The sequence below is a fragment of the Marinobacter sp. RI1 genome, assembly GCF_041155085.1.
GTDB lineage: Bacteria > Pseudomonadota > Gammaproteobacteria > Pseudomonadales > Oleiphilaceae > Marinobacter > Marinobacter nauticus.
Map to the genome: position 1 here is coordinate 1,320,322 of NZ_AP031605.1, position 25,417 is coordinate 1,345,738.

The 25,417-nt window shown below is 57.3% G+C and carries 29 protein-coding genes and 1 tRNA gene; 17 read left to right on the forward strand and 13 right to left on the reverse strand.

What is annotated here, in order from left to right; genetic code table 11:
- Window positions 1-4: 4 nt before the first annotated feature.
- Both ACAM27_RS05805 and ACAM27_RS05810 read left to right on the forward strand, forming a co-directional pair.
- The gene (locus ACAM27_RS05805; RefSeq protein WP_222196650.1) at window positions 5-871 is read left to right on the forward strand and encodes an ABC transporter substrate-binding protein; all 867 of its coding nucleotides are present in this window, start codon (window positions 5-7) and stop codon (window positions 869-871) included.
- 86 nt (window positions 872-957) lie between these two features.
- On the forward strand, window positions 958-1,812 hold the full coding sequence (locus ACAM27_RS05810) for a hypothetical protein (RefSeq protein WP_222196652.1): 855 nt from the start codon (window positions 958-960) through the stop codon (window positions 1,810-1,812).
- On the opposite strand, the gene ACAM27_RS05815 is transcribed toward ACAM27_RS05810, so the two are convergent.
- Together ACAM27_RS05815 and rhtB are read right to left on the reverse strand one after the other, a co-directional pair.
- Complete coding sequence (locus ACAM27_RS05815; RefSeq protein ID WP_222196654.1) at window positions 1,809-2,774, reverse strand: calcium/sodium antiporter; 966 nt, start codon at window positions 2,772-2,774, stop codon at window positions 1,809-1,811. The two genes, ACAM27_RS05810 and ACAM27_RS05815, sit on opposite strands and share 4 nt — an antisense overlap.
- Window positions 2,775-2,864: 90 nt before the next feature.
- Complete coding sequence (gene rhtB / locus ACAM27_RS05820; protein WP_011786702.1) at window positions 2,865-3,485, reverse strand: homoserine/homoserine lactone efflux protein; 621 nt, start codon at window positions 3,483-3,485, stop codon at window positions 2,865-2,867.
- A gap of 75 nt (window positions 3,486-3,560) precedes the next feature.
- Between rhtB and ACAM27_RS05825 the strand changes: the two genes are divergently transcribed.
- From ACAM27_RS05825 to ACAM27_RS05835, 3 genes are all read left to right on the forward strand, one after another.
- Window positions 3,561-3,716 (forward strand): hypothetical protein, encoded by a 156-nt coding sequence (locus ACAM27_RS05825; RefSeq protein ID WP_022990772.1) that lies wholly within the window; start codon window positions 3,561-3,563, stop codon window positions 3,714-3,716.
- Window positions 3,717-3,870: 154 nt separating this feature from the next.
- Complete coding sequence (locus ACAM27_RS05830; protein WP_222196656.1) at window positions 3,871-4,620, forward strand: ParA family protein; 750 nt, start codon at window positions 3,871-3,873, stop codon at window positions 4,618-4,620.
- A gap of 50 nt (window positions 4,621-4,670) precedes the next feature.
- Window positions 4,671-5,339, forward strand: a complete 669-nt coding sequence (locus ACAM27_RS05835) for an alpha/beta hydrolase (RefSeq protein WP_222196658.1) — start codon at window positions 4,671-4,673, stop codon at window positions 5,337-5,339.
- 27 nt (window positions 5,340-5,366) lie between these two features.
- On the opposite strand, the gene ACAM27_RS05840 is transcribed toward ACAM27_RS05835, so the two are convergent.
- Complete coding sequence (locus ACAM27_RS05840; protein ID WP_222196659.1) at window positions 5,367-6,011, reverse strand: hypothetical protein; 645 nt, start codon at window positions 6,009-6,011, stop codon at window positions 5,367-5,369.
- A gap of 196 nt (window positions 6,012-6,207) precedes the next feature.
- Between ACAM27_RS05840 and ACAM27_RS05845 the strand changes: the two genes are divergently transcribed.
- From ACAM27_RS05845 to ACAM27_RS05855, 3 genes are all read left to right on the forward strand, one after another.
- Window positions 6,208-6,456: a hypothetical protein gene (locus tag ACAM27_RS05845; protein ID WP_222196661.1), complete on the forward strand. Its 249-nt coding sequence runs from the start codon at window positions 6,208-6,210 to the stop codon at window positions 6,454-6,456.
- A 142-nt stretch (window positions 6,457-6,598) separates the two neighbouring features.
- Window positions 6,599-7,162 (forward strand): NADPH-dependent FMN reductase, encoded by a 564-nt coding sequence (locus ACAM27_RS05850; protein ID WP_222196668.1) that lies wholly within the window; start codon window positions 6,599-6,601, stop codon window positions 7,160-7,162.
- Window positions 7,163-7,281: 119 nt separating this feature from the next.
- Window positions 7,282-7,452 carry a hypothetical protein gene (locus ACAM27_RS05855; protein ID WP_222196670.1) on the forward strand — a complete coding sequence of 57 codons (171 nt, stop codon included), beginning with the start codon at window positions 7,282-7,284 and terminating at the stop codon, window positions 7,450-7,452.
- Window positions 7,453-7,502: 50 nt separating this feature from the next.
- On the opposite strand, the gene ACAM27_RS05860 is transcribed toward ACAM27_RS05855, so the two are convergent.
- Together ACAM27_RS05860 and ACAM27_RS05865 are read right to left on the reverse strand one after the other, a co-directional pair.
- Window positions 7,503-8,873 carry a heavy metal sensor histidine kinase gene (locus ACAM27_RS05860; protein ID WP_369612687.1) on the reverse strand — a complete coding sequence of 457 codons (1,371 nt, stop codon included), beginning with the start codon at window positions 8,871-8,873 and terminating at the stop codon, window positions 7,503-7,505.
- Between the two features lie 5 nt (window positions 8,874-8,878).
- Window positions 8,879-9,559 carry a heavy metal response regulator transcription factor gene (locus ACAM27_RS05865; RefSeq protein ID WP_369612688.1) on the reverse strand — a complete coding sequence of 227 codons (681 nt, stop codon included), beginning with the start codon at window positions 9,557-9,559 and terminating at the stop codon, window positions 8,879-8,881.
- Window positions 9,560-9,762: 203 nt separating this feature from the next.
- Between ACAM27_RS05865 and ACAM27_RS05870 the strand changes: the two genes are divergently transcribed.
- From ACAM27_RS05870 to ACAM27_RS05885, 4 genes are all read left to right on the forward strand, one after another.
- A complete protein-coding gene (locus tag ACAM27_RS05870) occupies window positions 9,763-10,212 on the forward strand; it encodes a heme-binding protein (protein WP_374730303.1) in 450 nt (149 codons plus the stop codon).
- A 20-nt stretch (window positions 10,213-10,232) separates the two neighbouring features.
- Window positions 10,233-10,643 carry a hydroxyisourate hydrolase gene (uraH, locus tag ACAM27_RS05875; protein ID WP_236072770.1) on the forward strand — a complete coding sequence of 137 codons (411 nt, stop codon included), beginning with the start codon at window positions 10,233-10,235 and terminating at the stop codon, window positions 10,641-10,643.
- Between the two features lie 215 nt (window positions 10,644-10,858).
- Complete coding sequence (locus ACAM27_RS05880; protein ID WP_374730299.1) at window positions 10,859-12,439, forward strand: phospholipase D family protein; 1,581 nt, start codon at window positions 10,859-10,861, stop codon at window positions 12,437-12,439.
- 14 nt (window positions 12,440-12,453) lie between these two features.
- Entirely contained in the window at window positions 12,454-13,803 is a 1,350-nt protein-coding gene (locus ACAM27_RS05885; protein WP_222196679.1) for a serine hydrolase, read from the forward strand.
- Between the two features lie 60 nt (window positions 13,804-13,863).
- On the opposite strand, the gene ACAM27_RS05890 is transcribed toward ACAM27_RS05885, so the two are convergent.
- The 5 genes from ACAM27_RS05890 to ACAM27_RS05910 form a co-directional block, all read right to left on the reverse strand.
- On the reverse strand, window positions 13,864-14,469 hold the full coding sequence (locus ACAM27_RS05890; protein ID WP_141067938.1) for a hypothetical protein: 606 nt from the start codon (window positions 14,467-14,469) through the stop codon (window positions 13,864-13,866).
- Window positions 14,470-14,639: 170 nt separating this feature from the next.
- Window positions 14,640-14,715, reverse strand: a tRNA-Phe gene (locus ACAM27_RS05895).
- 119 nt (window positions 14,716-14,834) lie between these two features.
- A complete protein-coding gene (locus ACAM27_RS05900; protein ID WP_014422534.1) occupies window positions 14,835-15,107 on the reverse strand; it encodes an oxidative damage protection protein in 273 nt (90 codons plus the stop codon).
- A gap of 64 nt (window positions 15,108-15,171) precedes the next feature.
- Window positions 15,172-16,236, reverse strand: a complete 1,065-nt coding sequence (gene mutY / locus ACAM27_RS05905; RefSeq protein WP_369612689.1) for an A/G-specific adenine glycosylase — start codon at window positions 16,234-16,236, stop codon at window positions 15,172-15,174.
- Window positions 16,236-18,461 (reverse strand): AsmA family protein, encoded by a 2,226-nt coding sequence (locus tag ACAM27_RS05910; RefSeq protein ID WP_369612690.1) that lies wholly within the window; start codon window positions 18,459-18,461, stop codon window positions 16,236-16,238. Before ACAM27_RS05910 ends, mutY begins: the two co-directional genes overlap by 1 nt.
- Before the next feature lie 196 nt (window positions 18,462-18,657).
- Here ACAM27_RS05910 and ACAM27_RS05915 point away from each other — a divergent pair, with 196 nt between their 5' ends.
- From ACAM27_RS05915 to hisF, 5 genes are all read left to right on the forward strand, one after another.
- Entirely contained in the window at window positions 18,658-19,119 is a 462-nt protein-coding gene (locus ACAM27_RS05915) for an SRPBCC family protein (RefSeq protein ID WP_011786616.1), read from the forward strand.
- Between the two features lie 102 nt (window positions 19,120-19,221).
- Complete coding sequence (hisB, locus tag ACAM27_RS05920; protein WP_011786615.1) at window positions 19,222-19,815, forward strand: imidazoleglycerol-phosphate dehydratase HisB; 594 nt, start codon at window positions 19,222-19,224, stop codon at window positions 19,813-19,815.
- Between the two features lie 27 nt (window positions 19,816-19,842).
- Window positions 19,843-20,484, forward strand: a complete 642-nt coding sequence (hisH, locus tag ACAM27_RS05925) for an imidazole glycerol phosphate synthase subunit HisH (RefSeq protein WP_113880272.1) — start codon at window positions 19,843-19,845, stop codon at window positions 20,482-20,484.
- Entirely contained in the window at window positions 20,478-21,215 is a 738-nt protein-coding gene (hisA, locus tag ACAM27_RS05930) for a 1-(5-phosphoribosyl)-5-[(5-phosphoribosylamino)methylideneamino]imidazole-4-carboxamide isomerase (protein ID WP_369612691.1), read from the forward strand. The genes hisH and hisA overlap by 7 nt, the downstream gene beginning before the upstream one ends.
- 9 nt (window positions 21,216-21,224) lie before the next feature.
- Window positions 21,225-21,998, forward strand: a complete 774-nt coding sequence (hisF, locus tag ACAM27_RS05935) for an imidazole glycerol phosphate synthase subunit HisF (protein WP_023008634.1) — start codon at window positions 21,225-21,227, stop codon at window positions 21,996-21,998.
- Here hisF and ACAM27_RS05940 read toward each other — a convergent pair.
- The 3 genes from ACAM27_RS05940 to ACAM27_RS05950 all read right to left on the reverse strand — a co-directional run bounded on the left by ACAM27_RS05940 (window position 21,995) and on the right by ACAM27_RS05950 (window position 25,401).
- Window positions 21,995-22,813, reverse strand: a complete 819-nt coding sequence (locus ACAM27_RS05940; RefSeq protein ID WP_014422528.1) for a divergent polysaccharide deacetylase family protein — start codon at window positions 22,811-22,813, stop codon at window positions 21,995-21,997. The genes hisF and ACAM27_RS05940 overlap by 4 nt on opposite strands.
- Complete coding sequence (locus ACAM27_RS05945; protein WP_014422527.1) at window positions 22,810-24,216, reverse strand: S41 family peptidase; 1,407 nt, start codon at window positions 24,214-24,216, stop codon at window positions 22,810-22,812. Before ACAM27_RS05945 ends, ACAM27_RS05940 begins: the two co-directional genes overlap by 4 nt.
- Window positions 24,217-24,300: 84 nt before the next feature.
- Window positions 24,301-25,401 carry a murein hydrolase activator EnvC gene (locus tag ACAM27_RS05950; RefSeq protein ID WP_369612866.1) on the reverse strand — a complete coding sequence of 367 codons (1,101 nt, stop codon included), beginning with the start codon at window positions 25,399-25,401 and terminating at the stop codon, window positions 24,301-24,303.
- Window positions 25,402-25,417 lie beyond the last annotated feature (16 nt).

Here is a 25,417-nt window from a genome sequence, read left to right on the forward strand (position 1 = left end):
AACCATGACTTCAATGAAACGGATTATGGCTTTTGCTCTGGCCGGCATAACCCTGACCGGGTGCGCGACCACGACGGAAGTAACCGGCCCCACGGTGATCAGCTACGATCACGGTGCACTGGACACCTTGCTGGAGCTGGGTCTGGAAGAAAAGGTTGTGGCCATTCCACACCAGAGCCTGCCGGATTATCTGGCGGACCTGGGTGCAAGGCTGCCGGACGCAGGCGGTCTGAAGACCCCCGACCTGGCATTGGCCACTGACCTGAAACCAGGATTGGTACTGATAACCGGGCGCCAGGGCGCGGAAGCCCTTGCGTCCTTTGCGAAGGCTGCTCCAGTGCGTGATGTCACGCTGGAGGGGAATAATCTTCAGGCCGCGGTGAATGACCGGGTGCTCAGCCTGGCTGGCTACTACGGCCTTGAAGAGGCGGCTGGCATAGAGCTGGACGCGCTCTGGCAGCACGTTGAGGCGCAAAAGGCGACCTTGGCCGACGCAGGTACCGTTACCGTGGTGACCCATAATAACGGGAACTTTTCACTCCGGCAGGAAGCATTGGTCTACGAGCTACTGGCGTTGACACCTGCGGCTGTGCCAGACAGTGTGCAGCCCGTGGTGCGTGGCGAGCGTACCTTCTATCCGGTAACAGCCGATGTTCTGGCGCAAATGGCGCCGGATACCCTGCTGGTGGTTGATCGCAGTGCCGCGATCGGGGATGAACCGCTGGCGCCGGAGACGTTGAAAGCTTCGCTGGCAGAGGCTGGAGTGTCTACCGAAGTCGTGGTGCTTAACCCAGGCCTCTGGTACCTGTCCGGTGGCGGCTTGCAGAGCGTACGGCTGCAAGTGGACGAAGTGGCGAACGCGGTGCGGTAACTTCCGCGCAGCAGAACCTTAAGGCCTGCCGGCAAACGCCGACGGGCCTTTTTTGTTTGCGCCGCTTTGGTCAATAATGCTCGGCTATGAAACTGATCCTCAGCAGAAAAGGCTTCGACAGTTCCGCAGGTGGCTGTCCCAATCCGGTCTTCCCGGATGGCAGTTGCCTGGCACTGCCCATTCCGGACGAGCAGTCGCCCATTCGCTATAGCCAGGTCCGGCGCCACGGCGAAAGCATTGGTTCGCTGGTGTCGCAGCTAACCGGGCAGCAGGCGTTTTCCAGACGTGGTGCGCATCTGGATCCGGATGTCATCGAAAGCGCCTATCCCCGGCTGCCAGGCTGGCGCCCGGTGCTTGGCCAGCACAGTTCGGCCCAGGCGCACCTGGCCAATCATGACATTGGGCCTAGTGATCTTTTTCTGTTTTTTGCGCTGTTCCGGCCGGTGGAACGTTATCGGAGACGATGGCGCTTTGTGCCCGGTAGCCGACCGTTTCACGCTGTCTGGGGCTGGTTGCAGGTGGCCGACGTCTGGCCTCTGGGCGACGCGTCGCCGGTACCGGATTGGGCTCGCTATCATCCGCACCTGCATGGCGAGCGATCAGCACAGAACAGTCTCTATGTCAGCGGCGACAGGCTTCAGATTCCAGGCTTGCATGAGGATTTGCCAGCCGCCGGAGCCGTGGAGGCTTTGTCAGATCAGCACCGGCTGACCGCACCCGGAGCCGCAAAGGTCACGGACTGGCGCTTACCGGCTGGCTTCATGCCCCAACCTGGTAAGTCACCCCTCAGTTATCATCACAATCCGGAACGCTGGCGCCTGGAGGATTCCTGGGAATACTGCCGCTTAAAGTGCGCGGCACGTGGTCAGGAGTTTGTCCTGGATCTGGAGCAGTATCCGGGAGTCAGTGAATGGTTGCTGACCCCGGGACTGCTCTCTTAAAAGGTGGTACTTAGCAGGTAGGCCGTATAGCCCACGAAGATAGCCAGCAGCCCGGCACCTTCCACACGATTGATACGCCCGGGCCCGCGAACTCCATAGCCCAGCACAAACAGGGCGAGGGTCAGGCCCACCATCACTGGAATATCCCTGATCAAGACTTCATTGGCCACCGCCATGGGGGCAATGGAGCCGGCAATACCGACCACGGCCAGGGTGTTGAACAGGTTGGAGCCCAGAATATTACCCAAAGCCAGATCATGCTCGCCCTTGCGGGCCGCAATGATAGAAGAGGCCAGTTCCGGCAGAGATGTGCCAATAGCCACAATGGTCAGGCCGATCACGAGGTCACTGACGCCAAAGCGAGTGGCAAGATCGACTGCGCCCCAGACCAGAATACGGGAGCTGATAATCAGCAGAACCAGCCCCACGACCAGCCAGAGCATCGCGTTGCGAATGGGCATGGGATGAGTGGCAAGCTCGGCATCCATTTCGGAGGCGAAGACATCATCGGTTTTTCTCATGCCAGACCAGATACTCCAGCCCAGCACCAGCGCAAACAGCACCAGCAGGCCGGCCGCATCCAGCCGGCTGAGTTCGCCGTCAAACAGCAGCCAGGCCGCCGCCAGGGTAACCAAGGCCAGAATCGGCAATTCCTTGCGCATCACCTGAGAGTGTACGGCAATGGGGGCAATCACGGCGGTGATACCGAGAATCAGGGCGATGTTGGTGATGTTGGAACCATAGGCATTACCCAGCGCCAGGCCGGGGTTGCCCTGAGAGGCCGCCAGCGCGGAAACCACCATCTCCGGTGCCGAGGTACCAAAGCCAACCACCACCATGCCAATCAGTAAAGGTGGCATTCCGAAATGGCCAGCCGTAGCGGCCGATCCTTCAACAAACCGGTCGGCACTCCAGACCAGAAGGGCAAGGCCGGCAAGAATGGCGAGAGATGCAATCAGCACGTTGTTGGCTCCCAGGTTGATGTCGGAGTATTTGACGGCAATCGCAATGGCCGCACAATTACACAGAACTACCTATCAGCCAGTGGCAATTCAGGCTCTCTTGAAACTGGCCAGGGCCACCGCTGCGGTCACGAACAGGCCACCAAAAACCCGGTTCATTTGCCGCTGGCGCGCAGGGGTGGTCATGAACCGGAACAGCTGGCTGGCGAGAATGGCATAGCCTACCATCACCAGGATATCGACAAAGATCAGCGTAGCCCCCATGGTTGCCAACTGAGGACCATGGGGCGCGCCCGCCACCAGAAACTGGGGGAACAGGGCAATCAGGAAGATGGTGGCCTTCGGGTTGGTGAGGTTTACCAGAGCTCCGTTCCAGAACTGCTGTCTTGGACTGAATCCGGAGAGGTCCGCCCGGGATGCTTCAATAGGTGGCTCCCTCCATTTCTGGATGCCGAGCCAGATAAGGTAAACCACGCCAATCCATTTGATCACTGCCAAAGCAGTATTGGAGGAGGCGACGATTGCGCCCAGCCCGGCGCCTACCAGCACGATCTGTGCGCCGTAACCGAATTGCTGACCGGCAATGGTGGGCAGAGATTTACGCACCCCGTAGCGAAGCCCGCTGCTCATGGAATTCACCGCGCCGGCACCAGGCGAAATACTGATAAAAACAGCTGCGACCAGAAAGGTCAGCCAGACAGTGAGTGTCATTGCTTACGCTCTTGCTGAATCCGAAGATGTTATACTAACCGCCACAAAACACCGGCCAGAAGAGGAGACTGTGAGATGGCCAGAAAACGGGCGAAAGCCACGCAGCATAGTGCTGTGCAACGGGAATTGAGAACACCAAAATACCAGATGCGTGTGGTTGAGGACAAAACCAAATACAAGCGCAGCCGGGACAAGACGGTTCGGTCGGAGGGCTTTCGCAAAGCCGCGTGAAAGTGGTTTTACGAAAGCCTTTCGTGCCCTCCTATCCCGGACAGTTCTTGCCAATCGCCGCTTGCCGGTTGTCATAAAAGCTTCATGAATGGCCGCTGGGTCGCTGTTATCCTGTAGTGTTTACTGACATGGAACACGGCAGGAGCCGCACAGGATGAGAATCATCGCCTTTTACAGCCCCAAGGGCGGGGTTGGAAAGACCGCCGCTGCGGTCAACACCGCTTATCTGGCCAGCCGGGACAATCTGAGGACCTTGCTCTGGGATCTGGACCCACAGGGGGCATCCAGTTTCTACCTTGCCGGAGCAGAGCCCGTGAAGGGCCGGAAACTCTCCAAACTGCTGGAGGGGAAATCGCCCATTGCCCGCTTTATTCACGAAGACGTTTATCCCAACCTGGATTTTATCCCCGCCCATTCCAGCTTTCGAAATTTCGACATCAAGCTTGAACAGGAGCACGGTGGCAGTGCGCTGAAAGACCTGCTGGCGCCTTTGTCGGAAGACACCAGCCTGGTAATTCTGGATTGCCCGCCCACGTTATCCCGACTTACCGAGCAGGTGCTGGATGTGGCTGACAAGGTGTATGTACCGGTGGTACCCACCTGGTTGTCCCTGAATAGCTGGGATCAGTTGAAAGAGTTTGTGAAGGATAAAAAACTCGGTGTTAAGAAGCTGCGTCCATTCTTTTCAATGGTGGATAGGCGTAAGAATCTGCATCGGGATGTGTTGGCGCGGGACGCAGAGAAGCTTGGCTTGCCTGCGCTTGCTGCCGTCCCCTATGCGAGTGCGGTTGAGCGTATGGGGGAAGAAGGGCAACCACTTGAAGTGCTGGCCCCAGGCTCACTGGCGGCAGGAGAATTCCGTAAACTGTGGTCGGGTATCAAAACGGATCTTTGGTCTCGATAGCCTGAAAAGTGGTAGAGTCTCGGCACTTATTCGACACGAGTGGAGCCTTGATGACACCCCTTGAAACACTGCAAATCGACACCGGCGACAACCCGCAAATCAGCATTATATGGTTGCACGGTCTTGGCGCCAGCGGTCACGACTTCGAGCCGGTGGTTCCGGAGTTCCGGTTCTCGCGGGAGCAGCCCGTCCGTTTCATTTTTCCCCATGCACCGGAGCTGCCAGTTACCATCAATGGCGGAATGGTGATGCCGGCCTGGTACGACATTCTTGCCATGGACGTCGATCGTAAGGTTGATGCCGAACAGCTTCGCGCGTCCGCAGCCATGGTTGCAGAGCTGATCCGGGCCGAGCGGGAGCGCGGTGTTGCCAGTGAAAACATCATTCTGGGTGGTTTCTCCCAGGGCGGTGCGGTGGCTTATGAGCTGGCCCTCAGCTATCCGGAGCGTCTTGGCGGCCTGTTTGCGTTGTCTACTTACTTCGCTACGGCTGATACCATTGAGCTGAGCGAAGCCAACCGCAAGTTGCCGGTATTTATCGGCCATGGTCGCTTCGACCCTATCGTGGCCGAAACACTTGGCCAGGCGGCACTTCGGAAACTTCAGGACCTCGGGTACGAGCCGGAGTATCAAAGCTATGGAATGGAACATAGCCTGTGCCTTGAAGAGGTGAGAGACCTGGACGCTTTCCTGTCTCGGTTGACCTCGGGAGACCGCTAACTCGGACGGGGACTCATCTTCCCCGTTCTATTCGCTGGTGGACTGGTCGGAGCTGTCCGATTCCGAACGACCTTTGCATTTGGGCTGAAGCTCTTCCTCAAGCCAGCGGCGTACCTCGTTGCGGTCTCTGCGCCGGTTTAGCTGCTCGCTGTGAATGTTGTGCGGGAATATTTTTGGTCTGCCGTCGTGGCGCAAAGTGAAGCTCCGGCGCACACCTACGGGGTAGGGGCTGGGGCCATGGATCACGGCTGCTCGGATTTCCACCCCGGTAATGTCCTCGAAAAGATAGTCGCTGTCATCGTCCTCGCTCTTCTTGCCGAGAATGACATTCCGGAACGAGCCCAGCACAAGATAGCCACCTGACGGCACCGGGCCTTGCCTGAGAGCATCCTGTACGTTGGAGTCATCCGGTGCGACGCGCTCGTATTCGGTAACGGTCAGGGTTTTCTTGTCTCCGGCCCGGGTATGTAGCACTACCTGTACACACTGCACGTGAACCGTTTCCTGCCCCATATTCACCAGCAAACACAGTGCATCCGGGTTCTCGTTCTGGGCATGGTGGATGACCAGATAGGGGCGGTTATTTCGTTTGTATTGCAGGAAAAAGAGCTGAAAGTAGACGATCCAGACAACCGCCATTACGGCGCTGCTGATTGGGCTGATGTAGTCCATTGGGGTGGCCTCCGGTTCCTTTTTCGGAACTAACTTAGCAGCCAGCCGGTCTAGGGTTCAAAGAAATGGATTGTGACAGTCTGCTGAACACGAAAAAGGTCTTGAGGTGTGTCAACGCAGCGACACAAATCCTGCATACACTGACCGTGACGTATCGAAACCGGTCCCTTGCCTGAGTACCCGAAGAGGTTTTGCCATGAACCCACACATGCTCGATATCGCACTTCCCGGAAACCCGAACCTGAAACTTCAAGAAGTCGCTCCTGACAGTGATGATCACCGCATTACCCACGAGAAGAGCACCTCCTTTGAAATGATTGCCGAAGATGGCCAGGTGGTCGGTTACGTTAAGACCTGGCATGAATCCGACGGCTATTCTGGCTATGTTCAGTTTGATTCCGAGGGAAATGTTCTGGACTGGAAGGTGCTCCGGGATCGTCAGTAAAACTGAACAATTACTGCAGAAGCTTGTGTTATCTATCGCCTGGCGCTGAGGCTAGACTGAGCAATGGTATATAACGGCGTGAACCGGTTTTGCAGGACGGTTTGCGCGGTAGATCGGTCTATTCAGCAAAAGGAAGCGTGCCATGTCCCTCAAGTTACAGACAATCATCTGCAGTACTCGCCCCGGCCGTGTCGGCCCAGCCATCGCTGAGTGGTTCAACGGTTTTGCCAACGAACAGGGCGGCTTTACCAGTGAGCTGGTGGATCTGGCGGATTTCAACCTGCCGGTTTATGACGAGCCCAATCACCCGCGTCAGCAGCAGTATCAGCACGAGCACACGAAAAACTGGTCGGAGAGTGTGTCCGGCGCGGATGCCTATGTATTCGTACTTCCGGAGTACAATTTCTTCCCGCCGCCTTCATTCATGAACGCGATCAATTACGTCTACAACGAATGGAATTACAAGCCGTGTGCCTTTGTCAGCTATGGCGGCGTCTCTGGCGGGCTTAGGTCTGCCCAGATGGCAAAACAACTGGTGACCACCGTTAAAATGATGCCCATGGTGGAAGGCGTAATGGTGCAGATGCCCTGGGAACTTCTGGACGAGAATCGCAAGTTCCAGGCGACGGAGCATCATACCGGATCTGCCTCGACCATGCTGACAGAGCTGGCCAAGTGGGCCGAGGGAATGAAGGCCATGCGTTAAGTTACTGACGCTCTGATTCCCGATCATTATTTGCCACAATTCGAGCATAAAGCTTTCGGGATTCTACCTCCGTCGGTCGTTTATGGTGAACGCATACCTAATGACAACGGAGGTGAACCATGAGCACAGTAGAGCTGATTGAGCAGTGGCTGGAGAAGTGCGACCAGGCACATCAGGCGCAGACACGCTACGACCGGGACCCAACGCCGACCAACTATTCCCGGCTTAAAAGAGCTCAGGAAGAGCGTGGAGCGGTGGAGCGGCGAATGGCTCCGTTGGCGGGTGCATAAGGGGCTCAGCGTTATCGAAATCCAAAACAACCCGGCCCGCTTCAGGTGGGCTAAGTTGCAGTGGCGTCTGGTGAGACATCAGGAATCACAAGCCTAACCTCCACACCCCCGCTAACGTTACCAATCTCTGCGGCACCTCCGTGGCTTTTCATGATCGAAGCCACGATCGAGAGCCCCAGGCCACCGGTTTGTGAGGCGTTCTGTCTTGCTGGATCACACCGGTAAAAACGATCAAAAATCCGGTCCAGGTGGTGGGTCTCGATGGGCTCTCCGGTATTGAAAACAGTCAATACACTTTCGGTGTCTGCATGGTGTGTTCTAACCGTTATGCTGCCATGTGCCCGAGTGTGATTGAGGGCATTATCAATCAGATTAACCAGTGCTCGTTGAACGAGGTCCGGGGCCGCATGCAGCTGCCCGTTTGCTTCGTTGTTCAATGTTACGGCCTTCTCTTCTGCAAGGTCGGAGAAATAGTCGAAAACCTGGGCCACCATTGAGTTAACCAAGACCGGTTCGCGCTGAATGTCTTCGCTTGTCTGCTCTGCGCGGGCCAGAAACAGCAGGCTATTGATCATGCGCGACAGGCGCTCGTACTCCTCCAGGTTCGACAGCAGAAGCTCTTCGTACTCGGTGCTTTCGCGTGGTTTGGACAGGCAATGCTGAGTTTGCCCCATCAGGTTGTTCAGGGGCGTACGCATTTCGTGGGCAAGGTCCTCGGAGAACTGAGTGAGCTTGGTGAACCCGGTTTCAAGGCGGGCGATCATTTCGTTGAGTCTGCCGGTTAACTGGCTGAGTTCCGGGTACCGATTCCGGGGTCGGAGACGGGTGTCGAGGTTGCTGATACGGATCCGGTTAACGTCATCTGAGAGCTCCCGAACCGGTCGCAGCCCCCGTTGGCTGATATGCCAGCCAATAAGGCCGCTTGATAAGGCTCCAATGATCAGCGCCCAGCCCAGGGTTGCCTGATAATATGCCAACATGCCATTCCGCTCGGTGAGGGTTCGCCCTGCAACCAGCGTTAAAGGCCGGTCGCCGATGCGGGTCGAATAGCTGGCCAGGCGGTAGTCCACCGGTGTTTCTCCGCTGGAAAAAACGACGGATGAACTCTGTGCCTTGCCCGGGACGGGCAGGCCCGGAGGGTTGATCTCAATAAGAACTTCGCCCTCATCGTTTAGCACCCAAAGAACGTTGTCGGTGTTGCCCAGCATATTTGCATAGAGCTGGGGCTGGCTCTGCAATTCAGAGACGGTACCCGCAGTGGCGAGCAGGCTCTCCATGCGCTCAAGCCGTCCCTTCAGCGTTTGATCATCGCGCCAGACCAGCTCTCGCTCCAGCGATGAATACAGGAAGAGCCCGATGCCGCCAAGAATGATCAGGCTCACCAGTGCAAACATCAGCGCCAGGCGCTGGCTGATCGACATCGGGATCACTCCGCCGGCTCCGGCTCTAAAACATACCCCATACCCCGGACTGTTTTGATGAGTTTGACTGGAAAGCCGTCGTCAACCTTCGCGCGTAGTCTGCGAATCGCCACATCCACCACTTTCGTATCACTGTCGAAATTCATGTCCCAGATCTGAGCGGCGATATCTCCTCGGGACAGAACTTCCCCCTGGTGGTTAAGCAGCAAATGCATAAGCGCAAATTCCCGGCTGGTCAGCATAGTGTTTTGCCCATTCCGGGTGACCTTCCGGCTTTTCAGATCGAAGGTCAGGTCCTCTACGGAGAATTGGTCGAGCTCCCTGGTTGAGGCCCCTCGCCTGAGAAGAGAGCGAACTCTGGCCAGCAGTTCTGCATAGGAGAATGGCTTTACCAGATAATCATCGCCACCGGATTCAAGGCCCTTTACGCGGTCTTCAATCGAGTCTCTAGCGGTGAGAAAAAGCACGGGGGTGTCCGCTCGTTCCCGCAACAGCTTCAGCAACTGCCAGCCATTGATGTGGGGCAACATGATGTCAAGGATCACCAGGTCATAGATCTCTTCATTGATGAGGTGCTGCGCATCCAGACCGTCATGGACAACATCAACCAGAAAGCCGGACTCGGTCAGCCCTTTCCGCAGGTATTCCGCCGCTTTTATCTCATCTTCGACAACAAGAATGCGCATCCCGACTCCATCTCAAGGCTGAAAAACGGACGTTGAAAGAGGCGCAAGGTTGCGGAAATTCTGACCAGTTTTCAGTGACAAATTAGTAACAAATGCGCAAACGTTCTGTTCCCGAGCGGCTGTCATTCTGCGACCACATTAACGAGATGACGGAGTGTGTGATGCGAAAAAGAATCTGGTTAGCAAGTGCCGCCGCTGGCGCGATGTTTCTCTCAGGTGGCGCTTCAGCGAGCGCAGAACCGCTGCAGCAAAAGAACATGTCGTTGGCACTGGCCAATCAACTGGTGAGTGCAACGTTGCAGGCCTGCCATGCTGACGGCCGAAGCGCAGTCGTTGCGGTGGTAGATCGTGGGGGAAGGCTGGTTGCACTCCAGCGGGATGACAATATTGGCCCACACAACACCGCTGCCGCTCAGAAAAAAGCGTTTACGTCTATATCGACTAAAACATCGAGCCGAGAGCTCTCCGCGATCGCCAGAAACAACCCCGAGTCCGAGAACCTCAATACGGTAGATGATCTGCTGCTATTGGGCGGTGGAGTGCCGGTCAACATTGATGGCGAGGTAATCGGCGCAATCGGTGTGGCCGGCGCAGGTGGCTCCGCCATAGACGAAGGCTGTGCATTGGCAGCCCTGGAAACCCTGAACAACTAAATAGCCGAGGAAGAGACATGATGAATTTCAAGAAAGCGATTGTAACTGGCCTGTTCCTGGCAGGCGCATCCGGCTCCGCGCTGGCTGCCGGAAATCCGTTGAGTGTGCACGTGCTCAACATTGAGAATGGTCTACCATCTCCGGATGTGACTGTGACTCTGGAGCGCCAGGAAGACGGCAAGTGGGTAGAGCTCAGTGAGGCGGTGACCAATGAGCAGGGGCGAATCAGCGCCCTCTATCCGGAAGGAGAAAGCCTGGTTAACGGCACGTACCGAGTGGTATTCGAGACAGGCGAGTGGTTTGAGTCTCAGGATACCGCGTCCTTCTTCCCGGAAATCCCGGTGGTATTCACGATGGACGGGGCACTGGAACACTATCATGTTCCGTTGCTCCTCAGCCCTTACGGATACTCTACCTATCGCGGTAACTGATCTGGGCTGATGGAATCCGGGCGTTCACCGGTGAAAGGTGAGCGTCCGGTTGTTTCTCGTTGTGTCAGAACCTACTCAATGATAGCTCAATTGTTAATACTGTAGGGGGCGGATACCGGCGACATGGTAGTCTGGCTATTGGGTATCAACTCTTGGGGTTATCGCCTGGGCAGTTCTATTTTGATGCGAATCGGGACGGCATTGGAGCAGATACGTTGAGACAACTTATTCCGGGTTCAGATGCCGCGCGGCAAAAGCAACTGACGTTAAGGTTGCTGATTGTCTTCATTTCAACGGTCTTGTTGTCGGCCTGTGCATCGCCAATTGCTGACCGATCGGAGTCCAGCGCCCTGAACCTGGATGATGCCGCCGATACCCGGCTAGGGCAGGCCATTGCGCCGCAGTTGGAGAGCTATCCTGGTAATAGTGGCATCCATACCTTGGCAAACCCTCGGGATGCCTTTGCCGCCCGCGTGCTGCTGGCGCGCGCCGCCGATCGAACTCTGGACGTTCAGTATTACATCTGGCATGGCGATATAACCGGAACACTGCTGTTGGAAGAACTGCATACGGCGGCTGAGAGGGGAGTGCGAGTTCGACTGTTGCTGGATGATAACGGCACCTCCGGGTTAGACGCCGAACTCGCTGCTTTGGCAAGTCATCCTTCCATTGAAGTACGACTCTTTAACCCGTTTGTGATCCGTAATCCCAAATGGTTGGGGTACCTGACGGACTTCTCGCGGGCTAACCGGCGCATGCACAACAAGTCATTCACGGCGGATAACCAGGCAACCATTGTCGGTGGCCGGAATATCGGCGATGAGTATTTTGGTGCCACCGCCGGCGTTCTTTTTGCGGATCTGGACGTGCTGGCCATCGGCCCGGTGGTGCCTGAGGTATCGAGTGATTTTGATCGATATTGGGCCAGTGCCTCTGCGTATCCCGTTGAACAGCTGTTGTCCGCGGCTTCCGATGCGGATTTGCGCGAGCTGGAGCGTTGTGCGCTGAAGCTTGAGAACGACCAGGCGGCGACAGACTATGTGAAGGCGGTTTCCGAATCCGATTTTGTGCGTCAGCTGCTGTCTGGGGCACTGGAGTTCGACTGGACCAGAACCCGAATGGTCAGTGATAGCCCCGCCAAAGGGCTTGGGAGATCTGAAAGGGAAGATCTGCTGGCGTATAAGCTTGGCGAGATTCTTGGAGAACCCGAATCCCGGGTCGCATTGATTTCCCCGTACTTCGTGCCAACCCGGGCGGGTGTTGATGCGTTTGCGGCTTTGGCGAACAAAGGTATTGAGGTAAGCATACTGACCAATTCGCTTGATGCCACCGACGTAGCCGCTGTTCATGCGGGTTATGCCAAACGTCGCAAGGCTCTGCTTAAGGCCGGTATCCATCTGTATGAGATGCGGCGGCTCTCGCCTGATGTTGAGCGGAACCAGAGTGCCGGGCCCTTCGGTAGTTCGGGCTCCAGCCTGCATGCCAAGACCTTTGCCGTTGACGGCGAGAGACTGTTTGTTGGCTCCTTCAATTTCGATCCCCGCTCGATCAACCTGAACACCGAGCTGGGCTTTGTGATTGAGAGCCCGGCGCTTTCAGAAAAGATCCACGAGGCCTTTGAAGAAAGCATCCCGTTGCGGGCTTACGAAGTTCGACTAACCGAGAACGGTGAGCTTTATTGGATAGAGCACGTTGATGGCGATGTCATTCGCCATGAGCAGGAACCCAATACAGGGTTTTTGCAACGCACGGGGATTTTCCTGTTGTCGATACTGCCAATTGAGTGGCTGCTTTGAATAAGGAAAAGACAATGAACTCAGCTGTACATCTCGGCTTTACGCTGTCTCTGTTGCTTGGCGGGACTGCTGTGGCCCAGGAAGCGACACCGCTGTCTGCGCCGGACTCCACTCCAGATGCCCTTGGTCTGATGCAGGGCTTTCCTCCGGCGGCCGACAAAACGATTCGTTTCACGGACCCGGACTATTTTGCCTTTCCCAAGCTGCGCTGGACGGTTTGTCATTTCCGGGAGCTGATGCCGACGACCGCGGTTCGTAATGGCAGCGAGGTTGCCAGTGAGCTTCCTGTAGACATCGATGCCGGCATAGACGGAGTCGAGTTCTTGCCACTGGGGGGTGATAAGCCGATGACCTGGCACGACGCCTTCGACGCCAATTACACCGATGGCATCCTGGTTCTGCACCAGGGCAGGGTGGTTTATGAGCGTTACGATGGCTGCCTTGATGAGCACACTCTGCACGGCGCAATGTCCGTCACCAAGAGCCTGACGGGGCTTCTCGGCGAAGTTCTGGTGGCGGAAGGCAAGCTGGATGAAACCGCTGTGCTGGGAGACATCATTCCCGAACTGGCGCGCAGTGCATTCGGTGATGCAACGGTTCGCCAGGTTCTGGATATGACCACCGCGCTGGACTACTCGGAAGACTACTCTGATCCTGATGCCGAAGTCTGGACCTATGCCAGGGCCGGGAGCCCGTATCTGGTGAGCGAACAACGTGAAGGGCCTCGAAGCTACTTCGATTACCTGAAAACGGTCAGAAAAGACGGAGAGCATGGTGAAGCGTTCGGCTACAAAACCATTAATTCAGATGTGGTGGGCTGGCTGATCGCAAGAACGACCGGGGTTTCGGTTGCCGACTACTTTTCCGAGCGTATCTGGTCAAAGATCGGGGCAGAGCGTGAAGCTTTCTATACGGTCGATTCCATAGGTACTCCATTTGCGGGTGGCGGATTCAACGCCACGTTGCGTGATATGGCGCGAATCGGTTTACTCGTGCTGAACGAGGGTAAGTGGGCCGGCGAGCAGATTATCCCGGCCCAGGCGATTGCCAGTATTCGCAATGGTGGCGACCGGGCGGTGTTTGCCAAAGCCGGATATGAACTTCTCGATGGCTGGAGCTATCGTGGCATGTGGTGGGTCAGCCACGACGACCACGGGGCGTTCGCGGCGCGCGGTGTGCATGGCCAAACGATCTGGATAGATCCTTCTGCCGATATGGTCATCGTCCGCTTTGCCTCCAACCCGGTTGCCGGCAATGCGGCGAATGATCCGACTTCCTTGCCGGCTTACCGGGCTGTGGCGGATTATCTGATGGCTCAACAGTATGTTGGCTCTGGTACCAAACGTCTGCTGGATGACCTGTAGTTATTTCAGGAGCGGTCCCGAACATTTTGCGAATTGGTTCAGAAATTTTCTAAGAGCAGGCTATTCATTCGTTCCGCAACTGGTGACCACAGAGCGAGAGTAGTCGCGTAGCACATCCAAACTAGGGTCATTGAACTCAGACCGGTAGGTTTCGTTGAAAAGGTTCGAGAGATCTTTGTACGAATTATTATTCGTTCCGTCAGAAAGGGCGATGTGCTCGAATATTTCGGTCATGGTATTTCTGAGGCACTCAGCTTCTGGCTGGGTCGACTCGCGACAGTATTGAGTCAACTCCTGGCGGGCGCCGTTGCGGTCGCTACCATTAGCAATTGCTAGAAATCGCAGGACGCTAATATATCGGGCGATAATAAGTTCTGGATCGTCGGCTGACGCTGGTTTCATCGCACTCAACACGGCATTGGCTTCGTCAAAGTCGTCAACGTTGCCGGTATCAGCACCCCGTAGAATTAGAAACCGCGCCACATTGTTGCCTACTACGTAGTCGTGCTCGTCACCGATCTGACGCACGACGGCGATCGCAGCATCGGCGCCCGACGTGTTGTATTGATACTCTGCCGTGCACAGAAGTTCGCTTCGGGCATTGTTATCACAGGCGGTGAGAGCGGTCAGAAGGGAAAGTAAGCCGAGTATTTTCCAGTATGGCATGAAGAATTCCGTTTCCAGTGTTGTTGCGAGGCGCCCTTTAGCTAAAGGACTGTACACGTGCAGCGCGGAGTTCCTACGTGCGGTGCAAGAGACGGTCAATGCTGTATGAGAGTGGCGAGAGGTCCAGAAACAACAAAGCCCGCACAAGGCGGGCTAAGTCATTGAATTCATGGTGCCCGGAGGCGGAATCGAACCACCGACACGGGGATTTTCAATCCCCTGCTCTACCAACTGAGCTATCCGGGCGTGTTGAGCTGTGTGCTGCAACGGGGCGCTATTAAACCGGTTTAGGGTTTGGGAGTCAAGGCCGGCCGGCAAAAATTTTCGGAAGTTTTTGCCGGTTGTTCAGGCCTTGATCAATCGTCCTATTTTTCAGGTGGTACGTAGCCTTCGGCCTGGTCGAACGGCTCGTTGTTGAAGAACCGGTCCATCTGCGCCTGCAGGTATTTCCGGTTGTTCACGTCCATCAGGTTCAGGTGTTTTTCGTTGATCAGCATGGTCTGCTGGTTCTGCCATTCTTCCCAGGCCAGCTTGGATACGTTCTCGTAGATATCCTGGCCTTTGGGGCCGGGCATCGGGGGCATGGCCAAGCCTTCCAGTTCTTTCTGGTACTTGCGGCAGAATACAGTGCGGCTCATGTCGGCTCCTGTGCTGAGGTCAGTATGCCGGCATGATAACAGACCATCCGGCACCTTGGCTTGATTACAGCAGGGTGGCTTGCTCGGGTTCCGTCAGCAGGGTGCGGATCGGGGCGGGCAGTCCCAGGTTGAGGGCTTCATCCCGGTGCAGCCAGCGCAAGCGGTCGGAATCGCCAACCTGGGTGTTGCCGGCCAAGGGCAGGCGTACCGGTTGTATGTGCAGATGATAATGACTGAAGGTGTGGCGAAAACCGCTGATGGGTTCCGGGCTGTGGCAGTTCAGCCCGAGCTCCCTGGCACAGGCGTCCTGCAGTTCATCTGCGCCATAGGCCGGGTCAAGTTCGGGCAGGCTCCACAGGCCGCCCCAGATGCCACTGGGTGGCCGGCGTTCCAGTAAAATTCGGCCCTCTGCGTCTTCCAGGATCAGCATCCAGGTGGTTTTTTCCGGTTTTTCCTTCTTGGGCTTTGAACCCGGGTACAGGCGAATCTCGTCACGGGCGTAGGCCAGGCAGCCATCCTTCACGGGGCAGGCCTCACATCCGGGCTTGCTGCGGGTACACACCATGGCGCCCAGGTCCATGATCGCCTGAGTGTAGTCTTTGATCCGGGCTTCCGGCGTGTGGCTCTCCGCGTGCTCCCAGAGCTGGTTCAGCACGGCAGTCTGTCCCGGCCATCCGGGAACGGCATGGTAGCGCGCCAGCACGCGTTTCACGTTGCCATCCAGAATGGTTGCGCGTTTTTCAAAGGCCTGAGCGACAATGGCAGCGGCGGTAGAGCGGCCAATTCCTGTGAGGCTTTCGAGTTGCTCCTGGTCGGCCGGGAATTCGCCGCAGAACTCATCCACTACCTGTTTTGCGGCCTTGTGCAGGTTGCGTGCCCGAGCGTAATAGCCCAGGCCGGACCAATGGCCGAGCACATCATCGACCGGCGCCGAGGCGAGGGCGTGGACATCGGGAAAACGGGCCATGAAGGCTTCAAAGTAAGGAATCACGGTAGTTACCTGGGTCTGTTGGAGCATGATCTCCGACACCCAGACCCGGTAAGCGTTGCGGTTGTGATGCCACGGCAGGTCGTGCCTGCCGTGTTGGTCGTACCAGCGAAACAGTTTGTCGGCGAAACGGTCCGGCATCAGTTGAACAGTCCCTTCAGGGCGTCCTTCACCTTCCCGCCGGCATCCTCGCCCAGCTTTTCTTTCAGTTTTTCCTGCACCTTCTCTTCTGCTTTTTCTTTGGCGCGGTCCACTTCTTCACGGGCTTTTGCCTTGGCAGCGTTGGCCGCAATGTCTTTCAGGGTGTCCCGGAAGCGGGAGCCATCAAATGAACACAAGCCGGCCGGGTCTTCGGCGAAGTTGCCCCGGCATTCCACCGGAATGACCACGTTTTCCACATACTCGGTCACGCGACAGGCTTCGTCCCGGTGAATTTCACCAACAATGCGCAGGCCGAGTTCGTAGTCCAGGTCAGTTTGCTCAAGATCAACGGTGCCGTTGCCCTCCAGGCGCATGCCCGCAAGCGCCGCGACCAGGTCGGTATTGTTAAGGGTGTTACCGTCGATTTTAAGAGTACCGCGCATGTCGTTGAACGGGGTAGTCGTGCCCCAGTCAGTGGTCGTCAGGGATTCCTGGTTGGCGAGGGCGATACCCTGGCAGGCCATACGGGTCAGGTTCATCTGGCGGAACTCGCCTTCGGCCAGGTTAAAGCTGATCTCGCCGTTGGCGTTTTCACGCAGGGCAGAAATCCGGTTGCCAGTGGTATCGACAGCCACTTTCATATTGGCACCGCCAGAGAGCATGTCTACCTCGGCCAGATCGGTTAACAACGGCAACGTCCGTACGTTGGTAACGTCCGAGCGGATGCGCCATTTCGGGTTGTCGGTACGGGCGTCGATGGTGGCGTTGGCGCCAAAGCTGCCGTAATAGAGCTTGCCGCTGAATTCGTCCACTTGCAGCAGTCCATCTTTGGCGGTGGTGCTGGCGGCGATGTCGTTGATGGTGAGGTTGCTGACAATCAGCTCGCCCAGGCCGAAATCAATGTCCAGCAGCAGGGTGCGCAGAGTGTCCAGTGGCAGCAGGTCGGTTTCAGGCTGGGATGCCCCAGTTGTTTGAGTGTTGCTGTCGGTCTGTGTTTCGCCGTTGCCTGCTCCTTGCGAATCGCCTTCGGCCGAGGGCGGCAGGTAACGATCAGCATTCAGCTTGTCACCCTCAAGGTCGAACACCAGCCCACCTGTGGCGAGGTTGTAGCTGCCGCCACCGTTGAAGCGGGTATCATCCAGGGTAATGACAAGGTCAGACAGCGCGACAACGCCGGGCTCGCCACCCAGGTTGGTCGATAGCGCGATCGCTTTCAGTACCTCAGGGTCCGTGGTTTCAATAGCGGGTTGTCCCAGATTGTTGAGAAGCTCCTTCAGGGAAAACTCGGAAATCTCAATGCGACCGTCCAGAGCCGGTTTGTCGCCAAAGCCTTTTACATTCAGGTTGGTATTGAGGCTAAGATTGGCCAGGCTGGCGGAGAAGTCGCTCAGGGCCGCGGTTTCGTTTTCCAGGTTGGCGGCCAGGGAACCGGCCAGTTCTGCGGTCACCGATTCGCCACCAAACGGCTCGCCCGACATATCAAATACCGCGTTCAGGCCAGATACCGCAAATTCGGTGAGCGCCTGGTTTGCCTGGATGCGGGCCTTGATGCTGCCGTCTACCGCAAACTGCGGCTGGCTGGTTTCAACGCGGAAGCGGATATCCAGCGGGAATTCGGAGCCGAGGGTGATATCACTGGCGGTTACCGTGAAGTCTTCCAGCGTAACGGACTGGCCGGTGCTCAGATCGTTGTAGTGAACGCTGGCGTTACTGATTTCAACGTTCTCAACATTAAAGTTTAGAGCCTCGCCGCTGGCGGATTGTGACTCTGGCTCGGCGGTTTCCTGGGCGGGTTGTTGTTCGGCAGCATCGGTGCCGGCCTCTGCGGTGGCGGTTTGCTCCCGCATTATCCGGGTCCAGTTGCCTTCGCCCTGCTCGTTAAGTTCCAGGTGGGCATCCAGGCCATTCAGCAGGAAGGTGTTTACCTGCGGAGACATGGCAATCAGAGACCAGAAATCAATCTGGGCAATCAGTTGCTCCAGTGCGACAAACCTCTCTCCGTCAAGGTTGGCCTCTACCTCATTCAGCTCCAGGCCCAGAGGAATGAAAGACCAGCCGATGTCGCCCTCCAGCATCAGGTCCAGATTGGTCTGCTTCTCAACAGCCGCTTCAATCTGGGGTTTGTAATCGTTGGGGTTGATCACCGCAACCGCAATGGCGACGGCGGCCACTGCCAGTAACAGCAGCGCAATAACGGCGTAGATCGCATAGCGGATAACTTTCATGGCTGGGTTCCTTTTCCTGTCGGCAGGCTGGTAGCCGGCGTTTTATTGCGTGAATAAAGCAAAGGATAACGCAGGGTTAGCAAATTAACAGTGCAGGAATATGACAATGCGGTAGTCTTGGTTCAAAATACACCCCCAACTTATCCGCCGGGGCAGCCAGCCCCGAGGCACAAATAAACATAAGAAGGAGTCGGCTGTGGCCATTACCGTATCGATTGAGCTGAACCGGGATCTGGAAATTCCGGCGAGCTATGATGAAGTCTTCGATCTGTTGGCAGACGTTCCAAAATCTGCCAGCCACTTCCCGAAAGTCGATAAGCTGGTGGATCTGGGCAACAATGCCTACCGCTGGGAAATGGAAAAAGTGGGCGTCGACAAACACGCTATCCAATCGGTTTACGCCTGCACCTACCACGCTGACAAAGAGGCCGGCAAGATCACCTGGTCGCCCATCAAGGGCGAGGGCAACGGGGTTGTCAGTGGTTCCTGGACCCTGAGTGCCAAAGGCGACAACGCCACCGCAGTGAAATTCCAGACCAGCGCAGAGCTGACCGTTCCCTTGCCGAGCCTGCTCAAGCTGGCCATCAGCCCGGTGATCAAACACGAGTTCAACAGCCTTGTGGACACCTACATGGCCAACCTGAAAAAAGCGTTCTGAGCTATCAGGGTGATTGATCCGGTTGCGGGACTCCGGTTGAGTTAACAGGTATAATCCGCAAACAAAGTTTACGGTAGCAAGCCAGTTTTCAACGGAGTCTCCATGGCCGAACGCAAGGCTCGGGTAGAACGCAATACCCTCGAAACCCAGATTACCGTCGAGATCAACCTCGATGGCACCGGCAAAGCCAATTTCGACACCGGTGTGCCTTTCCTTGAACACATGATGGACCAGATTGCCCGCCACGGCCTGGTGGATCTGGATATTACCTGCAAGGGCGACCTGCACATCGATGACCACCACACCGTGGAGGACATCGGCATCACTCTGGGCCAGGCCTTCAAGCAGGCTGTGGGCGACAAAAAAGGCATTCGCCGCTATGGCCACGCTTATGTGCCCCTGGATGAAGCTTTGTCACGCGTGGTCATCGACCTGTCCGGCCGCCCCGGTTTGCTCATGGACGTACCCTACACCCGCGCCAGCGTGGGCGGGTTTGACGTCGATCTGTTCGCAGAGTTCTTCCAGGGCTTTGTGAATCACTCCATGGTGACCCTGCACATCGACAACCTGAAGGGCAAGAACACCCATCACCAGATCGAAACCGTGTTCAAAGCCTTCGGCCGCGCACTGCGCATGGCGATTGAAATGGACGAGCGCATGGCGGGCATCACCCCGTCCACCAAAGGCGCCCTGTAACCGGTCACCAATAGGAACAGAACCACCATGAAGACCGTCGCCATCATCGACTACGGCATGGGCAACCTGCATTCCGCCCGCAAAGCCGTGGAGCACGTGGCCCCGGACTGCACCGTACTGGTTACAGACGATGCCGCCAAAATCCGTGAAGCTGACCGGGTGATTCTGCCCGGTGTGGGCGCCATCCGTGACTGCATGGCCGAAATGCACCGTTTGGGCGTGGTTGAACTCGTCAAAGAAGTCTCCCAGGACCGCCCGTTCCTCGGCATCTGTGTTGGCATGCAGGCCCTGATGGCCCGCAGCGAAGAAAACGGCGGTGTGGAAGGTATCGGCCTGTTCCCGTCTGAAGTCCGCTACTTCGGCGACAACCTCACTGAAAACGGCGAACGCCTGAAAGTGCCTCACATGGGCTGGAACCAGGTGTACCACACTCAGGACCACCCGCTATGGCACAACATACCGGACGGCGACCGCTTCTACTTTGTGCACAGCTACTATGCCGAAGCCAAAGGCAATGCCGACATGGCCGGCCGCACTCATTATGGTGTCGACCTGGCGGCAGCGGTGGCGAGAGACAACATCTTTGCAGTGCAGTTCCACCCTGAGAAAAGTGCCCGGGCGGGGCTGCAGTTGCTGGAAAACTTTACGAACTGGACCGGAAAATGCTGATTATCCCCGCTATCGATCTGAAAGACGGCAAATGCGTAAGACTGCGCCAGGGCCGCATGGAAGACTCTACTGTATTCGGTGACGACCCCGTCGACATGGCTACCAAGTGGGTAGATGCTGGCGCTCGCCGCCTGCACCTGGTTGATCTTAACGGCGCTTTCGCCGGCGAGCCGGTAAACGGTGAGATCGTAAAGGCAATTGCCGTGAAGTACCCGAATCTGCCTATTCAGATTGGTGGTGGCATCCGCTCGGCGGAAACTATTGAGGCCTATCTGAAGGCTGGTGTGCAGTGGGTCATCATCGGCACCAAGGCGGTTAAAGAGCCTGAGTTCGTCACCGAAATGTGCAAGGAATTCCCCGGCCACATTATTGTGGGTCTGGACGCGAAAGACGGTCGCGTCGCCACCGACGGCTGGGCCGAAGTCTCTGAAGTCATGGCGGTAGATCTTGCCAAGCGCTTCGCCAACGACGGCGTATCCTCAATCGTTTACACCGACATCGCCCGTGACGGCATGATGCAGGGCGTGAACGTCGAAGCCACCGCCAAGCTGGCAGAGGAAGGTGGCATCCCGGTGATTGCGTCTGGCGGCGTTACCAACATGGACGACCTCAAGCGCCTGGCCAACGTTGCCGACACAGGTGTCATCGGTGCTATCACCGGCCGCGCCATCTACGAAGGCACTCTGGATGTGGCGGAAGCGCAAGCCTATTGCGACAGCCTGAAAAACTGAGGACTGACAATGGCATTGGCAAAACGCATCATCCCCTGTCTGGACGTCGACAAAGGCCGTGTGGTTAAAGGCGTGAATTTTGTCGATATCCGCGACGCCGGCGACCCGGTGGAAGTGGCCCGTCGCTACAATGAGCAGGGCGCGGACGAGATCACTTTCCTGGACATCACGGCCAGCAGCGAAAGCCGCGATACCACCTACGAAACGGTAGAGCGCATGGCGGCGGAAGTGTTCATCCCGCTGACCGTGGGCGGTGGCGTGCGCACCGTCGATGATATCCGCAAACTGCTCAATGCCGGAGCCGACAAGGTCTCCATCAATACGGCCGCAGTCTTCAATCCCGAGTTTGTGCGGGAGGCAGCGGAGCGTTTTGGCCGGCAATGCATTGTCGTCGCCATTGATGCCAAGCGTGTGAGCGCAGAAGGCGAGGAGCCGCGATGGGAAATCTTTACCCACGGCGGTCGCAAGCCAACCGGGCTGGATGCCGTAGAGTGGGCGAAGAAAATGGTTGAGCTGGGGGCAGGGGAGTTGCTGCTGACCAGTATGGATCGTGATGGCACCAAGATCGGCTTTGATCTTGGCCTGACCCGTGCCATCAGCGATGCGGTAGTCGTACCGGTGATTGCTTCAGGTGGTGTCGGTGAGCTACAGCATCTGGCGGATGGCGTTACCCAGGGTGGCGCAGACGCGGTGCTGGCGGCATCCATCTTCCACTTCGGTCAGCACACCATCCCTGAAGCCAAAGCCTTTATGAAGGCTCAGGGCATCGAAGTCCGCGATTAATTGCTGCGTGCATAGGCAGGCCGAATGGCCTGCTTCTCACCTTCCGCAAACATCTCCCGATTACCGTTACGCATGGCCCAGAGACCACTGACCGTGGCGATGGCAATGCCCTGTTCATCCAGCATCGGCAGGTGCTTCTCCAGATAATCCACGGTGACCTTGTGCGGGTGTCCGATACCGATGGCCGTGCCTTTTTCCCTGGCGGTCTGAATCAGCAGTTTGAACTGTTTGTCGACAAACTCTTCCGTCTGTTCGTGATCGAGAAACACATCGCGCGTCAGGCTCGGGATGTTGTAGGCATCGGCCACACTGCCGGCGATGGAATTGGCAATGGTGCGGCTGTCGACGAAATACACCGGGTAGCGGTCCAGCTCTTTCATGACCCAGTCCATGGGTTCCAGTTGCTGGGTAAGCAGGCTGCCCATGTGATTGTTCACACCGCTGACAAAGGGAATGGACTGCAGTGCCCGGCGCAGGGTGGTGGTGATGGTCGTCTCGTCCATATCCGGTGTCAGTCCGCCCGGGCCGAGACCGAAGTTGCGGGTGTTGGCCATCGGGGCGTGCAACATGATTTCCTTGGATTGGGCGTGGGCCAGCTTCGCCAAGGGAACTGTGTGGCGCCGGTAAGGCAGGAAGGCCAGTGTCAGGGGCTGGTCAAGCTTTGCCAGTCGCTCGCCCTCGTACCGATTGTGGCCCATGTCATCAATAATGATGGCAATGGTGGGCTGCTGGGGTTCACCCGGCCCTGACGCAAACGCAGCGACAGGGCTGATGGCCAGAAGCGCCAGCAGCGCGAGGGTAGAACGTAAAGTCACTGGGCGTTTTCCTGCGGCTTGCTGTCGTTCTTCCGGTTAAGGATGTGCAAGCCCTTCAGCAGGTTCAGGGCCGACCGCAGCTGATAGTCCCGGTCGGCCGCAGAAGCCTGTGCTTCCGCAGCCTGTTCTCTGGCCTTGCGGGCCTCCTCCTCATTCTCCCCTTCAAGATGACCGCTCAGGTCGGCTTCGGTGAAGAATGGTCTGCTGTCGAGTTCTTTCAATTCCGCCGGGCGCACCTCGATGTCCGGCTTGATGCCGGTGGCCTGGATGGAGCGACCATCCGGCGTGAAATAACGGGCTGTGGTCATTTTGATGGCGTGGGTCTCGTCCAGCGGTATAACCGTCTGAACACTGCCCTTGCCGAAGGACTGGGTACCCATCACCACCGCACGTTCATGGTCCTGGAGCGCGCCGGCAAGGATTTCCGACGCGGAAGCAGAGCCACCGTTGATTAGCACGACAATAGGTGTGCCAGCCATGACGTCGCCGGGTTTGGCACTGAAGCGCAGGCGTGAACTCTGGATACGGCCTTCGGTGTAAACAATCAGGCCTTCGTCCAGCAGGGCATCCGCGGTCTCTACGGCAGCTTGCAACACACCGCCGGGGTTGTTGCGAAGGTCAATGATCAGGCCGTCCAGATCGTTGCCGTGTTCGTCTTCCAGATCGCTGAGGGCTTTCAGGAACTGCCGGCCAGTCTCGGCCTGGAATTGCGTGACACGGACATAGCCGTAGCCGTTATCGATCATCCGGGATTTAACGCTGGTGACTTTGATCACATCCCGGGTGACATCAATCTCGATAGGCGCACTTTCGCCCTCGCGCATGATGGTCAGAGTAAGCACCGTGCCGGGTTTGCCGCGCATCAGGTTAACGGCTTCTTCCAGCGACATTCCTTTCACCGGCTTTTCGTCCAGCTTGATGATCAGGTCGCCGGCTTGAACGCCCGCTTTCTGGGCCGGGGTGTCGTCGATGGGGGAGATGACTTTGACAAAGCCGTTCTCCATGCCCACTTCAATGCCAAGCCCGCCAAATTCCCCGGAGGTACTTTCCTCCAGTTCCTCGTAATCCTTGGGGGCCAGGTAGGTAGAGTGCGGGTCCAGGTCGGACAGCATGCCTTTGATGGCGCTCTCGAGCAGTTGGGTGTCGGAGACATCTTCCACGTAGGCGTCTTTGATGCGGCTGAACACTTCGGTGAACTTGCGCAGGTCTTCCAGCGGCAGTTGTTCTTCCGGGTCTGGAAGTTTCAGTTCAACCCGCTCGCCACTCTGAATGGAGTCCAGAATCTGCTGGGTCTGAGCGTCCTGATCCTGCGCCAGGGCCAGTCCGGGGGCTGTGAAACAACAGGTGGCAAGAATCATGGTGCGCAATGGCGAGGTCTTGAGTGTACTTCTGGCCCGTTTCATTCACATATCCTGTTTGGTTTCCAATAGTTGGACTGGTTCCTGACCCGGACAGTATGGCGCCCGCAACGCCGTTTGTCAGCCCTGTTATGGCTTGCCCAGCCAGCTCCTGGGATTCACGGGTTTGCCGTTGCTACGTACCTCGAAATACACGGCCGGGTCCTCGGTGCCGCCGGTGCGTCCGGCCAGGGCAATGGTCTCGCCCGGGCGCACCCAGTCACCGGGGGTTGTGAACAAGCTGCTGCTGTGGCCGTAGAGGGTCATGTAGCCATCGCCGTGATCAATGATGGTGATCAGCCCGAACCCGCGCAGCCAGTTGGCAAATACCACCCGGCCATAGTGCACGGCCTTGATTTCGGCTTCTTCGGCGGTGTTCATCAGGATGCCGTTACGGCGCAGTTTGCCATCGGCGTACACGGCGCCGTAATTGCTGACTACCCGCCCTTTCGCGGGCCAGGGCAGTTTGTCACGGCGGGATTTGAACGGGCTGGATTCGTTCGGGGCCGGAATGCTGGCAATGGCCTGCTGCACCTCTTTCAGCAATTGCTCCAGGCGCTGGCGATCGGCTTCCAGGGACTGGCGCTCGCTACGGCGGTTCTGGATGTCGTCATTCAGGGCGGCCAGTGTTCTGGCCCGGTCCTGCCGGCTCTGGGTCAGTTGCTGCTGGCGCTGTTCCAGATCGGCTTCGGTCTTGGCCAGTTCGGTGCGGGTGGCCTGAACGGCGGCGCGGGCGGCTTTCAGTTCCTGAAGGCTGCGCTGGAACGCTTCCAGGCGGGAGACGGTATTCTTGCTCAGGTATTCGTAGTAGGTCAGGGTGCGGGCAACTTCGCTGGGCTCAATCTCGTTCAACAGCACTTTCAGAGCCGGCGCGTCGCCTTCCATCCAGGCTGCCCGGATCTGTAGTTTCAGGTTTTCCCGTTGCTGTTCGAGGGTATTGGCCAGCTCGCTTTCCTGGGCGCGAAGCTCGGCCAGGCGCTCCTGCTGTTCCCGGACCTGCTGCCGAAGGGTACGGCGTTCCCTGGTCAGGGTGCTGATTTTGCGCTCGGTGGCCGCCAGTTGCTGTTCAAGGGTTGACCGGTCTTCTTCGGCATCGGCCAGCCAGCGGTCGATGTCGGCGATACGCTCTTTCAGCGCCTCGACCTGTTCGGGGGTCACATCCTGCTGGGCGCCCAAAGGTGCAGCCCCCAATGTGAGGGCCAGCACC

Bases quoted from the DNA above. Each gene is read 5' to 3' on its own strand.
- ACAM27_RS05910 (WP_369612690.1), bottom strand. From the start codon at position 18,461: ATGAAAGTTATCCGCTATGCGATCTACGCCGTTATTGCGCTGCTGTTA.
- ACAM27_RS05840 (WP_222196659.1), bottom strand. From the start codon at position 6,011: ATGGACTACATCAGCCCAATCAGCAGCGCCGTAATGGCGGTTGTCTGG.
- hisB (WP_011786615.1), top strand. From the start codon at position 19,222: ATGGCCGAACGCAAGGCTCGGGTAGAACGCAATACCCTCGAAACCCAG.
- ACAM27_RS05900 (WP_014422534.1), bottom strand. From the start codon at position 15,107: ATGAGCCGCACTGTATTCTGCCGCAAGTACCAGAAAGAACTGGAAGGC.
- ACAM27_RS05890 (WP_141067938.1), bottom strand. From the start codon at position 14,469: ATGCCATACTGGAAAATACTCGGCTTACTTTCCCTTCTGACCGCTCTC.
- uraH (WP_236072770.1), top strand. From the start codon at position 10,233: ATGAATTTCAAGAAAGCGATTGTAACTGGCCTGTTCCTGGCAGGCGCA.
- mutY (WP_369612689.1), bottom strand. From the start codon at position 16,236: ATGCCGGACCGTTTCGCCGACAAACTGTTTCGCTGGTACGACCAACAC.
- ACAM27_RS05870 (WP_374730303.1), top strand. From the start codon at position 9,763: ATGTTTCTCTCAGGTGGCGCTTCAGCGAGCGCAGAACCGCTGCAGCAA.
- ACAM27_RS05885 (WP_222196679.1), top strand. From the start codon at position 12,454: ATGAACTCAGCTGTACATCTCGGCTTTACGCTGTCTCTGTTGCTTGGC.
- hisF (WP_023008634.1), top strand. From the start codon at position 21,225: ATGGCATTGGCAAAACGCATCATCCCCTGTCTGGACGTCGACAAAGGC.
- ACAM27_RS05850 (WP_222196668.1), top strand. From the start codon at position 6,599: ATGTCCCTCAAGTTACAGACAATCATCTGCAGTACTCGCCCCGGCCGT.
- hisA (WP_369612691.1), top strand. From the start codon at position 20,478: ATGCTGATTATCCCCGCTATCGATCTGAAAGACGGCAAATGCGTAAGA.
- ACAM27_RS05945 (WP_014422527.1), bottom strand. From the start codon at position 24,216: ATGAAACGGGCCAGAAGTACACTCAAGACCTCGCCATTGCGCACCATG.
- hisH (WP_113880272.1), top strand. From the start codon at position 19,843: ATGAAGACCGTCGCCATCATCGACTACGGCATGGGCAACCTGCATTCC.
- ACAM27_RS05845 (WP_222196661.1), top strand. From the start codon at position 6,208: ATGAACCCACACATGCTCGATATCGCACTTCCCGGAAACCCGAACCTG.
- ACAM27_RS05830 (WP_222196656.1), top strand. From the start codon at position 3,871: ATGAGAATCATCGCCTTTTACAGCCCCAAGGGCGGGGTTGGAAAGACC.
- ACAM27_RS05835 (WP_222196658.1), top strand. From the start codon at position 4,671: ATGACACCCCTTGAAACACTGCAAATCGACACCGGCGACAACCCGCAA.
- ACAM27_RS05805 (WP_222196650.1), top strand. From the start codon at position 5: ATGACTTCAATGAAACGGATTATGGCTTTTGCTCTGGCCGGCATAACC.
- ACAM27_RS05810 (WP_222196652.1), top strand. From the start codon at position 958: ATGAAACTGATCCTCAGCAGAAAAGGCTTCGACAGTTCCGCAGGTGGC.
- rhtB (WP_011786702.1), bottom strand. From the start codon at position 3,485: ATGACACTCACTGTCTGGCTGACCTTTCTGGTCGCAGCTGTTTTTATC.
- ACAM27_RS05865 (WP_369612688.1), bottom strand. From the start codon at position 9,559: ATGCGCATTCTTGTTGTCGAAGATGAGATAAAAGCGGCGGAATACCTG.
- ACAM27_RS05825 (WP_022990772.1), top strand. From the start codon at position 3,561: ATGGCCAGAAAACGGGCGAAAGCCACGCAGCATAGTGCTGTGCAACGG.
- ACAM27_RS05855 (WP_222196670.1), top strand. From the start codon at position 7,282: ATGAGCACAGTAGAGCTGATTGAGCAGTGGCTGGAGAAGTGCGACCAG.
- ACAM27_RS05860 (WP_369612687.1), bottom strand. From the start codon at position 8,873: ATGTCGATCAGCCAGCGCCTGGCGCTGATGTTTGCACTGGTGAGCCTG.